The sequence below is a fragment of the Enterobacter cloacae complex sp. 677-3DZ2D5B genome, from assembly GCF_004136695.1.
Lineage (GTDB): Bacteria > Pseudomonadota > Gammaproteobacteria > Enterobacterales > Enterobacteriaceae > Enterobacter > Enterobacter hormaechei_C.
Genome location: NZ_QFLS01000010.1, coordinates 257,253 through 271,810 on the forward strand (window position 1 = coordinate 257,253; position 14,558 = coordinate 271,810).

The 14,558-nt window shown below is 51.4% G+C and carries 16 protein-coding genes; 13 read left to right on the forward strand and 3 right to left on the reverse strand.

Translation table 11 applies throughout. The annotated features are described in order from the left end of the window. Position 1: 1 nt before the first annotated feature. From DD597_RS17280 to DD597_RS25045, 12 genes are all read left to right on the forward strand, one after another. Complete coding sequence (locus tag DD597_RS17280) at positions 2-370, forward strand: HK97 gp10 family phage protein (protein ID WP_129256442.1); 369 nt, start codon at positions 2-4, stop codon at positions 368-370. After that, the gene (locus DD597_RS17285) at positions 367-594 is read left to right on the forward strand and encodes a hypothetical protein (protein WP_129256443.1); all 228 of its coding nucleotides are present in this window, start codon (positions 367-369) and stop codon (positions 592-594) included. Before DD597_RS17280 ends, DD597_RS17285 begins: the two co-directional genes overlap by 4 nt. Continuing rightward, complete coding sequence (locus tag DD597_RS17290) at positions 591-974, forward strand: hypothetical protein (RefSeq protein WP_129256444.1); 384 nt, start codon at positions 591-593, stop codon at positions 972-974. The genes DD597_RS17285 and DD597_RS17290 overlap by 4 nt, the downstream gene beginning before the upstream one ends. Before the next feature lie 58 nt (positions 975-1,032). Beyond that, positions 1,033-1,788 (forward strand): Ig-like domain-containing protein, encoded by a 756-nt coding sequence (locus DD597_RS17295; RefSeq protein ID WP_063137383.1) that lies wholly within the window; start codon positions 1,033-1,035, stop codon positions 1,786-1,788. A gap of 50 nt (positions 1,789-1,838) precedes the next feature. After that, entirely contained in the window at positions 1,839-2,582 is a 744-nt protein-coding gene (locus tag DD597_RS17300) for a DUF6246 family protein (RefSeq protein ID WP_129256445.1), read from the forward strand. A 72-nt stretch (positions 2,583-2,654) separates the two neighbouring features. Further along, a complete protein-coding gene (locus DD597_RS17305; protein ID WP_032619448.1) occupies positions 2,655-3,029 on the forward strand; it encodes a membrane lipoprotein lipid attachment site-containing protein in 375 nt (124 codons plus the stop codon). Between the two features lie 57 nt (positions 3,030-3,086). Then, positions 3,087-5,411, forward strand: a complete 2,325-nt coding sequence (locus DD597_RS17310) for a tape measure protein (protein ID WP_129256446.1) — start codon at positions 3,087-3,089, stop codon at positions 5,409-5,411. Next, positions 5,411-5,908, forward strand: a complete 498-nt coding sequence (locus DD597_RS17315) for a hypothetical protein (protein WP_047716496.1) — start codon at positions 5,411-5,413, stop codon at positions 5,906-5,908. Before DD597_RS17310 ends, DD597_RS17315 begins: the two co-directional genes overlap by 1 nt. Next, positions 5,908-6,378, forward strand: coding sequence for a hypothetical protein (locus DD597_RS17320; protein ID WP_049126293.1), 471 nt, complete (start codon positions 5,908-5,910; stop codon positions 6,376-6,378). The genes DD597_RS17315 and DD597_RS17320 overlap by 1 nt, the downstream gene beginning before the upstream one ends. Continuing rightward, positions 6,341-6,757, forward strand: a complete 417-nt coding sequence (locus DD597_RS17325) for an NlpC/P60 family protein (protein WP_232969535.1) — start codon at positions 6,341-6,343, stop codon at positions 6,755-6,757. Before DD597_RS17320 ends, DD597_RS17325 begins: the two co-directional genes overlap by 38 nt. Next, positions 6,744-9,221, forward strand: a complete 2,478-nt coding sequence (locus DD597_RS17330) for a host specificity factor TipJ family phage tail protein (RefSeq protein WP_129256447.1) — start codon at positions 6,744-6,746, stop codon at positions 9,219-9,221. Before DD597_RS17325 ends, DD597_RS17330 begins: the two co-directional genes overlap by 14 nt. A gap of 60 nt (positions 9,222-9,281) precedes the next feature. Continuing rightward, a complete protein-coding gene (locus DD597_RS25045) occupies positions 9,282-11,048 on the forward strand; it encodes a phage tail protein (RefSeq protein WP_129256448.1) in 1,767 nt (588 codons plus the stop codon). Positions 11,049-11,080: 32 nt separating this feature from the next. Here DD597_RS25045 and DD597_RS17340 read toward each other — a convergent pair whose 3' ends face one another. Genes DD597_RS17340 through DD597_RS17350 form a run of 3 tightly spaced genes read right to left on the reverse strand, consistent with a single transcriptional unit; the run spans position 11,081 to position 13,789 of the window. Continuing rightward, positions 11,081-12,514 carry a glucosyltransferase domain-containing protein gene (locus DD597_RS17340; RefSeq protein ID WP_063444410.1) on the reverse strand — a complete coding sequence of 478 codons (1,434 nt, stop codon included), beginning with the start codon at positions 12,512-12,514 and terminating at the stop codon, positions 11,081-11,083. Continuing rightward, positions 12,504-13,430 carry a glycosyltransferase family 2 protein gene (locus DD597_RS17345; protein WP_063444411.1) on the reverse strand — a complete coding sequence of 309 codons (927 nt, stop codon included), beginning with the start codon at positions 13,428-13,430 and terminating at the stop codon, positions 12,504-12,506. The genes DD597_RS17340 and DD597_RS17345 overlap by 11 nt, the downstream gene beginning before the upstream one ends. Further along, positions 13,427-13,789 carry a GtrA family protein gene (locus DD597_RS17350; RefSeq protein WP_045332015.1) on the reverse strand — a complete coding sequence of 121 codons (363 nt, stop codon included), beginning with the start codon at positions 13,787-13,789 and terminating at the stop codon, positions 13,427-13,429. Before DD597_RS17350 ends, DD597_RS17345 begins: the two co-directional genes overlap by 4 nt. A 113-nt stretch (positions 13,790-13,902) precedes the next feature. Between DD597_RS17350 and DD597_RS17355 the strand changes: the two genes are divergently transcribed. Then, positions 13,903-14,292, forward strand: coding sequence for a S24 family peptidase (locus DD597_RS17355; RefSeq protein ID WP_111946973.1), 390 nt, complete (start codon positions 13,903-13,905; stop codon positions 14,290-14,292). Positions 14,293-14,558: the final 266 nt, after the last annotated feature.

Consider the following 14,558-nt stretch of genomic DNA (forward strand, 5'->3'; position numbering starts at 1 on the left):
CATGGGCATCAAAGTGCGCGGTGTTAAGCAGTCGAAAGCCGGGCTCAACCGCATCATAAACGACGTGAAAGGGCGAAAGGTCGTCAGGGCGCTACAGTCAGCAATGATAATCGGCAGCTCACAGGCCGCACTTTACACGCCGATCGACACCTCAACACTGCTTAATAGCCAGTATCGGGAGCTGATAAACAACGGCGTTAGGCTGACAGGGCGGGTGGGGTACTCGGCCAACTACGCTGTGTTCGTTCATGATCCGAATGTGCCGCAAACCTTCCGTCGCGCCACCGCGCAGAAAGAGTTCCTCACCAAAGGCTTTGAAGACACCCGCAGCCAGATTGATGCCGTAATGCGCAAGGAGCTTTCAGTATGAAACGAGAGACATTCCACCATTTTGCAGACGGCCGCGGTCGTCGCCAGATTTTCGTTAATGGAAATAGAATTAGCCGCGTAATTTGGGCTGACGAAGAGAAGAGGGTGTTGTGTTTTCATCCTTATCCGCTAAGGCGTCATCGTAAAGAACCTTTCAGTGTTTACTCCCGGAAGCTGCGCGGGAAAATCACTGTTCTCTTTGAAAAAGAGGGCTTGAAAGCATGACCCCAGCCATGTACGAGCGCGTGCGTAACTATTTCGTTGATGCCGGGCTTACTACTGGCTTCATCGTTCAGCTGCTGGCATGGGACGATACAAAGAAGTTAACCGACGCATTCATCGTGTTCAGGCCTAACGGCGGTACCGACATTCGAAATGACCTCGGATCTGATCACTACGTGCTGGTGGATGTCATCTCCGCCAAAGATAAGCGCCGCGCAGCCGCTGAGAAGGCACAGGAAATCATTAATTTTGTCGAACAGAACGACATTACCGACGAATGCCTTGGCCTGATTCAAAACCTCGGCAATATGCCAGCACCTATCCTGACCGAAGAGGGCCGCCTGGTCTTCAGACTCCAGTTCATGTGCGTTTACGGCGAATAACCCCATCACCAACCCATCAGGCTGCCATCCGGCGGCCTTTTTTATTTGAGAGGTACACATGCAAGGCTGTGCTAATGATTTTGGCAAGCTGATCGGGAAAGTAGCTGTGCTACGCATGGCCTTTGGCTGCCCCGACGCAGTGCCAGCGCTTTCCGAGTGGAAGCGTCTCGGCGCTATGACGACCAAGGGCATCGACTATTCGATGAACACCATCAACTCCGAGGCAGATGATGCTAAAGGGCTGGTGGAGAACCTGGTCAACAACATGGATCTGACGATCTCCGGCGAAGGTGAGTTTCGCAAGTCTGATAAAGATAACGAGATCGGCGCGTGGCGTCTGTCGAAGTATATCTTTGACGAAGTCCAGGCTGGCCGCCAGCCTAACCTGTGGGTGCGGTTCGACTTTGCGGGTGAGAACGCCGGTACTTACATCCAGGGTTACATGAACACCACGTCATGGTCTGGTGATTTCGGTACTAACGATATCTCCACCTTCTCCGGCGAGTGGAAGGTCTACGACGCCGACACCGTTGTGTTTGAAGTGGCTGACTCCATCGCGGCCACTGGCGTTGAAGTAACTCCTGCAACTGCTTCTCTGGTCGTTGGCGCAACCCAGCAACTGAGCGGCGCGGTTCAGCCAACAGATGCGACTAACAAAGCGATCACCTGGACGACTTCGGATCCATCCATCGCCACCGTCAGTTCAACCGGCCTGGTGACAGCAGTTGCCGAGGGCACCGCGACTATTACGGCTACCACTGCTGACGGTGATTTCACCGACACTTGTGCAGTTAACGTGACTGCCGCACCGTAATCACTACAAAGGGCGGCGTGCTGCCCTTGATACTGGTTATGGAGAGCGATATGACCCCTTTGAAAGAAATTGGCGAGTGCCTGATTGGTGCTGGCGACCGTGAATACTTCTTCCGCCCATCGTTCCGTAACATGACTCGGATCGGCGAGCCAGAGCATATCGTCCGCACCTTCTATTCGCTGTTCAATGACAATGTGGCAAAGATGCTTGAAGCGGCGCGAGAGATTCACAGTGCGATACCAGAGCATCAGCGCAGATTTTACGCTCATTACTTCGGCGATGTTTCCATGCCTCGGTGGGCACTTGATGCAGCAGGCTCTGCCGCGTTTGTGCGTGAGGCGCTTCTCTCGGCCATTAATGTCATCCAGTCCTGCTGTGACGAGGACGTTTCAGAGCTGACAGGCTGGCATGAGCCATCACGCACTGGACGGCGAACGTTTGTATGGCGCCGCGGAGCGCTTCCGCCGGAGAACCTGATTCTGATAGCTCAGTCGCTGATCATGCATGGTGTAATCGGCCGAGCGAAGGTTCGTAAGTTGCAGAAGCACGAAAACAAGGAAACGACACCGGAGTTTCATGCGACTGAATACATCATGGCGGCGCGAAACCATTTTGGGATCGGCAGGGAAGAGGCTGAAAACCTTACCATGACCGAATTCGCCATGATGCTTAACGCCAAATACCCTGACCAGAAGGGCTTCACCAGGGAAGAGTATGACGCTGTTATGGACGATGACGATCGGCGTTGGCAGGAAATGATTGAGCGCGAAAAATCAGCAAAGAAAGCGGCCTGAGTTAATAATGGATGTACCTTAATCGCCTGACCGGGCGTAATATGGCTCGACAATAAAACTCAGGGGGTAAGAGTGAAAAAAATACTTTTGGCTTTGGTGATTCCACTGGTTCTGGCTGGCTGTAAGCCGGGCGAGGAAAAGGCAATTTCGCTGGCACAATCTGAAGTGTCCGCCAATCTACTGGATCCTGACAGCGCACAATTCCGTAACGTGAAAGTCGTGAAGATGACAGATGCCGATGACGGTCATGTTAATGCTGTTGTTTGCGGGGAAATTAACGGAAAGAACGGTTTCGGTGCCTATGCAGGGTTCCATCCTTTCTTTGTTGAGCTGAAAATGAAATCGAAGGGGATGTTCTCAAAAGGCGTCGACTACACCCTTGGTGATCACTTCCTCAGTTCGAAAGATACGCCTCCACCACCGGCCTACACAGAACGATGCCAATAAACGACACGAATAACTAACCCACCACTCGGTGGGTTTTTTTATGCCCGGAGAAAACTGATGTCTGAGAAAGCAGGCGAGATTTATTACGACATCGAGGCCGATGTATCTGGCTTGCTCAAGGCGCAGGGAAAGGCCAATAAGTCGCTCGACTCCATCGGCAACTCGGCGACCAATGCAGCCAAAAAGATGGATGAGTTGCAGACGAACATCAACCGCGTCGCCGGGGCAATTGCCGCCTCACTCGTTGTTGACTGGGGTAAGGCGTTTCTCGTTGCTGCTGACAACATGAGCCAGCTCAACGCTCGTATAGAGAGACTTACTGGTAGCGCAGCGACAGCCTCGCAGACTATGCAAAGTCTGATGCGCATCAGTTCGGCAACTGGCGGTTCGTTACAGGATACAGCTAAGCTGTGGGAGACTCTCAGCACCGCGTTGCGCGATACCGGTGCGACGAACGGTCAGGTCATCCAGCTCACCGAAACACTTCAGAAAATAGGTCGCATTGGCGGATCCTCGGCAGAGGAAATGGCGAATGCGCTGCGCCAGTTCGGGCAGTCAATTTCCTCCGGCACTGTCCGGGCGGAGGAGTTCAACTCCATCCTTGAGCAAATGCCGGAACTGGCGCGCCAGATTGCCGCCGGGATGGGTGTAAGCATCGGAGAGCTTCGTCAGCTGATGCTGGACGGGAAACTGACGGCAGAAGATGCTCTTAACGCCATTCAGAAGCAAACCGGCTCAGTCAATGCAGAGTTCGAGAAACTCCCGCGCACGCTTTCACAGGCCAATACCGCGCTGACAAACTCATTCCTGTCGATGATCGACTCTGTTAACCAGGCAACAGGTGCGAGTAACGGCCTGGTGGCAGTCATCGATTCAATGACTGCTGCACTCGACCGGCTGGTGGGTAAAGCGGCGTCGGCAGATGCTCAGATATCGGATCTGAACAGCACCGCTGAAATGTTTACTCGCCGCGCGCGCACCTGGTCATGGCTTGGGCTTGATGGCTGGGAGGCGCAAAACAAAGCGCTGGCCGGGCTGAGTAATAAAGCCGCCATGCTGGTTGGCGACCTGGCCGCTGTTTCCAAAGCATCACAGACCGCGGCTAACACAAAGCCGATCGAGATTAAAACGACCGCCTCAGCTACTGGCAGCAAAGCGAAAGGCGGAAAGTCTGCGGCACAGAAAGAAGCTGAGCAATACGCCAAAGCTCAAGAATCTGTTAATCAAAAGCTGGATGAACTGAGGCAGAAGGCCGAGCTGTCAGCTGGCAGTGTTGGTGAACTGTCCAGAGCGCAGGCCGTGCTTAATGCGCAACAGTCTCTCGGTAACACAGCCACGCAGGAACAAGTTCTGCTGGCCGGGCAACTGGCAGGAAAAGCCTGGGACAATGCCAACGCATTGCGTGAGCAGGCCAAGGCTGAACGGGAGCGCACAGAGGCTGCCAATAAGTTCAGTACCATCCAGGGTAAAACCAGCAAAACTGCCGGGCTGGATAGCCAGTATCAGAAAGACATTGCTGACATCCAGCTTTACGCCCAGCTTTACCCGCAGAAGATCGGGGAGGCTGAGGCAGCGCGTGCCGCTATCGAGCAGCAGTATCGTGATCAGCGTAACGCTGCAATGTGGGAAGAATGGGCGCAACAGAACGCGGCCACTCAGGCAGCGGCGGCGGCTTTCGACTCTCTTGGTTCGGTGGCCAGCAATGCGCTGACCGGCATTGTCACAGGCAGCATGTCAGCCAGCGATGCGATGAGAAGCATTGGCATGACCGTGCTGAACAGCGTTGTTAACTCGTTCGTTCAGATGGGCATTGAGTGGGTTAAGTCGGCCCTCATGGGACAGACGGCCACTACCGCGGCGGTTGCGGCATCCACCACGGCACAGGCGGCTGGCATCGCAACCACGACGGCGACATCTACCGCGGCGGCGGCGGCCACAACGGCAGCATGGACTCCGGCGGCCATCATGTCATCCATCGCATCATTCGGTGGCGCGGTAGCGATCGGTATCGGTGCTATGGCTGGCATCCTGGCACTGTCAGGAAAGCGTAAGAACGGCGGGCCTGTCTCGGCTGGTGGGATGTATCAGGTCGGCGAAGGCGGCATGCCGGAGATCTACCAGGCCAGTACCGGTAAGCAGTACATGATACCGGGCGACAATGGCAGGGTGATCAGCAACAAGGAGATGACTGCTGGCGGCGGAGGGGTAGTTATCAACATCCAGAACTACACGTCATCGTCCGTTGATGCACAGGCTGGCACTGATGCAAATGGTGGGCTTACCGTTGATGTCATTGTTGCAGACCTGAACAACGGCGGGCCAATCAGTAACGCCATAACCAGCAACATGAATGTTAAACGCACGCCAAGGGGGCAGGGCTGATGCCAATTATCGACTATCCCGACTGGCTGCCGCTGGCGCAGAAGGCCAGCAAAAACATGACGCTCGATACCGGGTTCCAGACCGATCAGCCAGCGGTCGGCCCGGCTATCTTCCAGAACCTTACCGACGACCTGAAAGTGACCTGGTCTCTGACGTGGATCTTTACCCTGGCTGAGGAGCGAGCTTTTCAGCAGTGGCTGCGCAGCCCGAACTATCTCAACCGGGGACTGAACTGGTTCCGGATGAATATCAACCTAGGTGGCAGTGGCCTCCAATTGCAGGAGCTTCACTTCACGCAGATGCCGGTACAAACCAGTATCGACGGCGGAGTGGTGACCTGGACGGGAACCGTTATTGCCAACCACCTGTACAACGCCGATGACGAGTTTGACGACGTAATTGTTGAGTTGCCGCCGCCATGGCCTTCAGTGCTTGATATCGTGGTGACTGGCTATCCGGACGGACGCGATCCGGAATCTTTACCGAGAGTGCCGTGATGCCTACCTTCAGAGCTTATAAGCAGCAACGCCCGACGCGCGGACTGTACGATACCATCACGTTCTACCATCCATCATTTGGCTATGTGCGCCTGGTCGATAAGCAGTTCTTCCCGAAGACGCTCGGCGGCCAGATGTTCATGCCAGCGCGTTTTGAAATCGAAGAGAGCCAGCAGAGCGGAACTCCGGTGATCGATGCGACCGTGAAGTTAGGGCGGCTGTCGTCTGACATCAAAGCTCTCATGAAGCAGTGGAAAGGGGCGGCTCGGCTAACAGCTATTACGGCCACGCGGCAGATCTTCGACAGCGGCGATGTGTCGGTACCGATAAAGTCGTGGCAGCTTTACGTCAAGACGGTGGACATCGATGCCGACGCCGCATCGGTCACTCTGTCTGTCACCAACCCGCTTAACAACAACATCGGAAGGCTCTATGACCCAACGGAATACACTGGCCTTCAGTACCTCTGATTTTATCAGCAGGATGATAGGCGTGCCGTGGGCTAACCGGGCCTGCTCATTCGAAAAGACTGATTGCTGGGGGCTGGTTGTGCTGTATTACCGGCACGTTCTCGGCATTGAAATACACCAGACACCGGACTACGAAGCCGGTGAGGATTTCTTCACCTGCTATCAGGGAGACGTCGTTTTCTGGCGCAGGGTCGATAAGCCGGTGGAGGGCGGGATATTCGTCGGGTACCGCGGCGCGCAACCGGCGCATGTTGGGCTGGTGCTTAACAGGCAGGCGCTGCATTCACGCGGCGAGAACGGAAGCGTGCGCATGGACTCGTTGCTGGTCATTCAGCGGGCATTCACCAAAGTGGAGTTTTTCGAATATGGCGCTGGTTGAGATATCGAATTTTCCAGGAACGCCTAAGCTGCGTTGCAGGGTGCCAAACGGCACCCTTTTTTATGACTGGCTGGCGGCCAATGACGCCACTTTCCACCGCGATCTGCTGATCGTCCGCAACGGCGTAAAGCTGGGCGACGATGATGAGCTGGCGTTTGAGCTGAGCGAGTTGGACCACATCCAGATATTCGACCAGCCAAGGGGTATTGTCGATGACATCCTGAGCCCGATCTTTAAAGTGGTTGGTCAGGTATTTTCTTTCCTGGCGCCGAAGCCAGCTATTGCAAACAACGGCGGTAATACCGTCGACTCGCCCAACAATAGCCTGACCGGTCAGACAAACACCGCGCGCGTCTACAAAGCCAAGCCGGACATCTACGGGCAGATTCGTTCGTTCCCGGATCTGATCCAGGAATCAGTATTCGAATACGTACACCAGACTTCCACAGACGGCGGCCTGAAGTACGTCACTGAATGGATGTGTATTGGGATCGGCAAATACGATTACGAGTCTGTGCGCTACTCAGAATCAAGCCTGGGCTCTCTGGCTGGTGCCGAATTCCAGTTTTTCCAGCCAGGAGAAGTTATCCCGCAGATCGTCGAGGGATACGGGTTCGATGACGTCGACGGGCAGGAGGTCCCCGGGCAGAACGAAGCCAGCGACTTCCCTATAGAAACAGCAACGGCAAACACGGTGGTCAGCGGAACGTATTCCGGCGGCCAGATAGCGATGAAAATCGTGAAACAAGCTGAGTTCGACTATTTCATGGGGCTGGTGCTGCCGCACGCGGTGACCTTCACCATCAATGTGACGTACAGCACGGCCTCCGGCAACGTGACTACCGATGCTACATTCTCCGGCACGCTGATTTCCGCCGTTGAAACAAACGACGGTGCAGTGGTTAACCCGGTGCGCTGGTACACGTTTACGATGAACCAGCTCGAAGGACCGCAGGACATCCCGGCGAATGCCACGATCAACACCACGAAATTCATCCTCAACGATAACGAGGCGTTGGTGGTTGGCCCATTCTTCTCACCGGTTGAATCCACTCAGCTGTGGCTGCATACCCAGTCCAGCCTCGGCGGGAAGAAGGAGACAAACTGGAAGGTTGTCATCTGGAAAATCGACGACGACTACAACCAGGTCCCGGGAACGCAGCAGACGTTCACGTACCGGCAGACGACGCCGCACCAGTCAACGAGTGAGGTATTCTACCGCACTGACAAAATCACACCGACCGGCGGCTTCGGGAAGTACGCCGTCAGCTTCCAGCGCACGGATAACTCCGGCGACGCGTCACTGCTCAAGGTCGAAGAGATCCACAGCATCAACATCAGGACAAACGTCGTTCACCCGACCGACACGCTTGTGCGAGTAAAAGTCCGGGCGACAGAGAACGCTCTTGGCAGCCGCGAGCGCAAATATAACGCACTGGTGACGCGCCATACCATTACGTACGACCTGGACACGCAGACGGTGGATTACACCCTGAGGCCGTCGCGCTCGTTCGCTGATGCAGTGGCTCACACCTGGCTCATCATGGGTGAGCAGCCGGTAAGCAGCATTGACCTGTACGGGCTGTACTCGATCGCCGAAAGCCTGCCTGATGAGCGACTGGGCTACTTCGACTACACGTTTGACGACGAGAACGACTCACTCGGCGATCGCGTGCAGGCGATCTGCAATGCGGCGTCGGTGGTGGCGTACTGGGATGACGGCGTGCTGACGTTTACTCGAGACCAGAAGGTTGATTACCCGGCGGCCGTATTCAACCGGGCGAACATGAAGACTGACGAGTACAAAATGACGTACGAAGCTACTCTTCCGGGCGGTTATGACGGCGTTCAGGTGTCCTACGTCCACCCGACAACGAACAACAAGACGTACATCAACTACCGGGTTCTGAACGGCGCTATCGTTGAACAGGAAGCGGAGAACCCGAACAAGCTGGAGATCGTCGGCTTCCGTAATGAGTATCAGGCCCGGGAGCGAGCTCTGCGAGAAACCAAGCGCCTGATCTACTCGCGCGTGAAGATGAACGCCAAGGTGTTTGAGGACGGCATTATCCAGGTCGGTAGCGTCATTCAGATGCCCGACATCTACGACAGCAACCAGCAACAGGGTTACATCACCGGGCGCGCCGGTAATAACTTTGATACCAGCGAGCCGATCACGTTTACCGGTTCGATGTATGTGCTGGTGACAGACAGCCTGGGTAACCCGACGCTGCGCTATCCAGCGGCTGCGCGTGGCGACACGAAGTACGGATTCACCGCGGCTATCCCCAACATTCAGCTCAATATCTGGAACGGAGACACTGTGCAGCTCCCGTCGCGCTATCTCATTGCGACAGTTGAGGAACTGGACAGTCAGCTATGGACGGTCAATAGCATCAAACCGAACACAGATAACACGGTATCTCTGACCGTCGCTGAATACAGCGACGCCATCTACCAATAAGAACCGTCCCCCCGACCAACCGAACCCGGCCACCGCGCCGGGTTTTTTTATGGAATCAATATGGCTACGCAACCTACCAATTTGCCTGTACCAAGCGAATCTTATCGCGACCTGAAGTTTAACGCGGGGAAAATTGACGAATTCGTTACGTCTTTAACGCTGCAATACATCGATCGCTTTGGCAATGCTCATTACACCATCGAAGGCCTGCGCTGGCTTGCGCAGCAGGCTATTGCCCAGTATGGATGGATACCTGTAGGCACCTTCCAGGATGGTGCTACGTTAACTACTCCTAATCAAATACTGAAAGATGAAACAGATGGAGAATATTACCGTTGGGATGGGGCCTTTCCAAAACTTGTACCTTCCGGATCCACTCCTTCAACATCCGGAGGAACTGGCGTAGGGGCATGGCTTAGCGTGGGGGATTCTACTCTTCGTGCTATGCTAGCAGCGCCAGGAGGAGACAAGCTGATAGGTAGTTCATGGGGTGGGTCTAGCGTTTGGGAGGATTACCCTTACAAAGGTAGCGTTAAGCCGTCGAAGGTTATTTACCCATCGATGAATACTACTCAGATACAGTCAATCCTTTCATCAGCTGGTCAGATATACGTTTCATCAGGAACTTATACAACCAGCACGGCATGGGCGATATATCCAAACACGGAAATTTGGTGGGATCCTGGAGCAACATTATATCCCGCAAACAATAACATGACTGTAATGACCTGTGATCCGACAATTTCAGGCGGAAATGGGGTAAGGAATGTTAAGTTACACAACGTAAGAATTGACATTAGTGGGAAGACAGGTTGTAAAGGATTTGTAGGGATAAAATTCAGAAACCATGGCCATCTTGACATGATGTGGGTCAATATGGGAACTGCCGCAAACAGCGTTGGAATTGAAATTGGCACTCTATGTTACGGTCTAAAAGTAGATGGTTGTGAAGTTATCGGTGGGGGCAGTGGAGCTATTAGGCTTCTTTTAAGAAACGGCGCAAATGCTATAACAGTTACTGGTTTTGATGGTTATTCAGGCACGCCAGAAATTGATATGCCCCAGTACGGAATAATTGTTAGACATGGTCTTAATGGTGAGACGACGTGGGACTATGTGAATACATTCCCGACTGAAGCCGTAGTATTTGTAGGTGGATTTAGTCAAAATTGCAGTCAATATGGGTTCCTTGACCAAGCGCAAGGCACTAAGGTTTATGGTATGTACTTCGAGAACAACAGTTCATCAGATGTACGTATGTCTTCCTCAGTAGGTGCTTTGTTTCACAGATGCACCCATTCATCTCCGACTGCCGGATTACCTGCCAATGCCTACAGCGCGAGCAATGGTACACTCAATGCATTAATTGATGAGCCAGTGTACGGTAGTCGTGCTGGCGGCTTCTTCAAGATTGATGGTGGCTCAGATGGGACTGTCACAGGTATTGTGGTTAACATCAACACATGGAAGTCAGACCAAGGCATCACAGAGGCAGACCTCGGTGTGCTTAGTGCAGCCAAGGTCAATCGCCATGGCGTGCTACAGTTGCCTGCCGGCACTCTGAACCTTAACATGGGCTTCCGGTGGTATCGTCGTAATGTGACCTCAGGTGAAAACATTGCATTCACTGGTACGCCTTACGATGGGCAGGAAGTTAACATTCTGCTTCGTGGTTCAAACATTGCATCCCTGTCTGTTGCAGGTGTCCCTGTGAACGTGACAGGTGCCAACACATCTACTATCAAGATGACAATAGTTAAGCTTGTCTACTCGAAAGTAGTAGGTGCTTGGGTTATCAGCACTGGAGAGTGGAACGCGACAGCATAAAGAAGTGTAAGGGCTGCAATGCAGCCCTTATATCAGTAAGATCCTACCTTTTCACCAATTTTAACCACAACAACATTGTCGATAATCCTGATAGAATCCTTGGATGGCCACACGTTCATCTCAGAAACGTCTTTCTTAACATTTTTTGCAAAACTTCTTGGCGCTGGAATTGTGTTCGCAATTCCATAAGATGAGATAAAGCTCGCTATTCTTGCTGTATTCCCACCATCCCATGCAAAGAAAGAACTACCAAAAACATTAGACTTAGGTAGCTTGTTCCACTCACCTCCATTCGAACCACCATAAAAGTATATTTTGAACTGTTTCCCAGAAATGCTTGGTTGTACTGACTCAGCTGCATTAACTATTGCACTAGCCATCCTGACATCATACTGTCTGGCAAGGAAATCTGAGTGAAATAAAGCAGAGGCATTAACAGATGAAGAACACAGCAAACCGAAAGATGCAGCAGTTGAAAGCGTTCTTTTATTTATTAACGATAAAGCCAAAGTTAATATAAATGAAAATGCGACTGGAGCAGCCGTGAAAGTTCTTGGGGCCTGATTAGCACCGAATAGATAAACAATAACAAAAGGCATAAAGGCAATGCACGGCATCATAATTGCTTCTACATGCATTCCCTTCACAAAAAGATACACGGCGACCATTAAGGCTACCAGTATAGCTAATGTATATACATTAATGCCGTAGAAAATATCGAAACTTAGAAGCCCTGCTGTGAATCGGTATAAGAAGGATATGGTCTCAGATGGCGTGATATTACCCCAACTAACCGTCTGGCTAAGATATGAGCTTGAGTTAATATCAAATATTAACTGAGCTATCTTATTCAAGATGAAATACAAGCCAATAGAAATTAAAGTTAACACGGCAACCAAAGATAGCAATCTTAGAGACTGCTTCATTGGCATTCTGTTAGATACAACATAACACATTGCGATCAAAGGAACAAAGTTGAACATGGATTGGTAAATTGATATAGAGCCAACCATACACAGAATAGATAAAGTTACATTTTTCTTATTCCTATCTCCCGCAAGGATCAACCATGCAGACAAAGCACCCAATAAAAAAGATATAGCTACCGTATCTGCTTGATTAATAAATTGAATTTGATAAGCAAGCTGAGGAATAGAAAAGAATAAAACAGAGCAAATGCTTGCCAAGAATATGTCTTTGAATAAAGTAATTGATATAATAAATGAAGATAAGGCAAAAATAAAAAGTCCAAATGCCACAGTTGCAAATGGAACATATGGTTCTGGGAGGATGTAAAGCTTTAACAGCGAATGTAGCCACCTGCCGAGAGAAATTGTTACTGAAAAATTATCTCTATATTCACCATCAATTGAAATAGTGAAATTAAATAGTGCATATCCATAAGCTGCCAATGAAGATATGACAGAACACAGAATCACTGGCAAGTATTTCTTGTCATAGTGCATTTTTCTTTCCTTTCAAAATATATCTCGGTCTTTGTTTTACTTCTATGTATATGCGCCCAATGTATTCACCAAGTACGCCGATCCCAATCAACTGAACTCCACCAAGGAATAAAACTGATACCAGGAGCGATGGATATCCTCTTACAGCGTTTCCAAAGGCAATGGTCCCGATAATCATCCACGCTCCGTACAGGAATGCTGCACCGGCAACAAAGAGGCCGATGTAAGTCCACATGCGAAGCGGGAAAGTGGAGAAACTAGTGATACCCTCAAGTGCCAGGTTCCATAGCTTCCAGCCGTTGAATTTCGTGCTACCGGCCACTCGTTCTGCGCGGGCATATTCAACGACATCGGTGCGGCCACCAACCCAACTCAGAACTCCTTTCATGAAGAGATTGCGCTCCGGCATGAGCTTTATGTTTTCTACAACGTCGCGAGACATGAGCCGGAAGTCGCCAACGTTTTCCTCAATTTTCGGATTACTGATTTTATTGTGAAGCTTATAGAACCACTCTGCGGTCTTGCGTTTCAGGCGGCCATCGGTGGATCGGTCAGCGCGTTTAGCGAGCACCATATCTGCACCGTCCTGCCATTTTTCGATCAGGTGCGGAATAACCTCGATAGGGTCCTGCAAGTCGACGTCAATTGGGATAATCGCTTCTCCGGTGGCACAATCAAGACCAGCGAATAGCGCAGGCTCTTTCCCAAAGTTGCGAGTGAACGACAACGGAACCACAAGCGGATCGGCAGTAGCAAGCGCGTTAATAATTGATTCTGTCGCGTCTTTACTGCCGTCATTGATGAATACTATCTCTACTTCATGCTGCTGAAGCCCTTCAAATTCCCGAACCGTTTTATAAAAAATAGGTATCGCGTCTTCTTCGTTGAAGACGGGAACGACCAGAGAAATTTTCATTTCGCATCCCTAAAGACAATGAACTTTGAATAGATAAAACCGCACACCAGACTGATTGCGGAGAAGAGAATGAGAGTCACAATTGGAGCCATACCGGACTTATCGGCAGCCCAACCAACAGCTGCGCTCAAGGATCCCATAAACCCGACATACAGCATGTAGCGCATCGTGGTTGTCGAGGACTTAAACGTGAACCTGGCGTTTGCAAAGAAGCTGAACGACACCGCCACGACGAATCCGGCAAAGTTGCCAAGTGCCTGGCCTGTATGAAATGCGTAGATGCAAACGGCAAACACAACCCAGTGAATGAGCGTATTGATAACACCTATTGATGTGTACTTGGCGAATAACTTTAACATGATAAAAATCAGTGAATTCTGAAAGGCCTGAAGTGTAGCACCACAAAGACTATTGATCGATACCGCCGATCGATAATACTGTATGCATATACAGTAACTATCGGAGGTGAGTTATGGGATTCCCGAGTCCAGCTGCTGATTACGTTGAATCGCGCCTGTCTCTTGATGAGGCGCTTATCCAGAAACCTGCTGCTACGTACTACATGCGAGCGGGTGAGACCATCTACCGCTGCGGCATCATGAAGGATGCACTCTTGGTCATCGATTCGTCGCTTAAGCCATGTGACGGCTCGCTGCTTATCTGTGACTGCAACGGTGAGTTTAAAGTAAAGAGGTATCGCACATACCCTCAGCCGCATCTTGAGAATGTGGCTAACGGGAAAAAGGAGAGGCTACCTGGCAATGACGAGGGTATTAGCGGATCGCTACCAATATTCGGGGTAATTACGTACATCATCAACGATGCGCGAACAGGTGAGTTTGATGATTGCCCGGTGATGTAGAAAGGAAATTACACGGCTATACCATGAGGCATGGCTGTGTACTCTCTGTGTCACAGATGTGTCATGCATTGCAGAGTCACGACGAAACTCAGAGGCTTATAACGACACGTAATGACACAAATCCGGTGCGAGCGCGGAAAAACTAATGATATTACAGTGTGTTAAATAGTACTCTACGTTCTTCTAAGCCGTAGGTCGTAGGTTCGAATCCTACAGGGCGTGCCATTTAAAAACAGGCGCTTACGCCAGTTTCAAGCCAGCCTGAT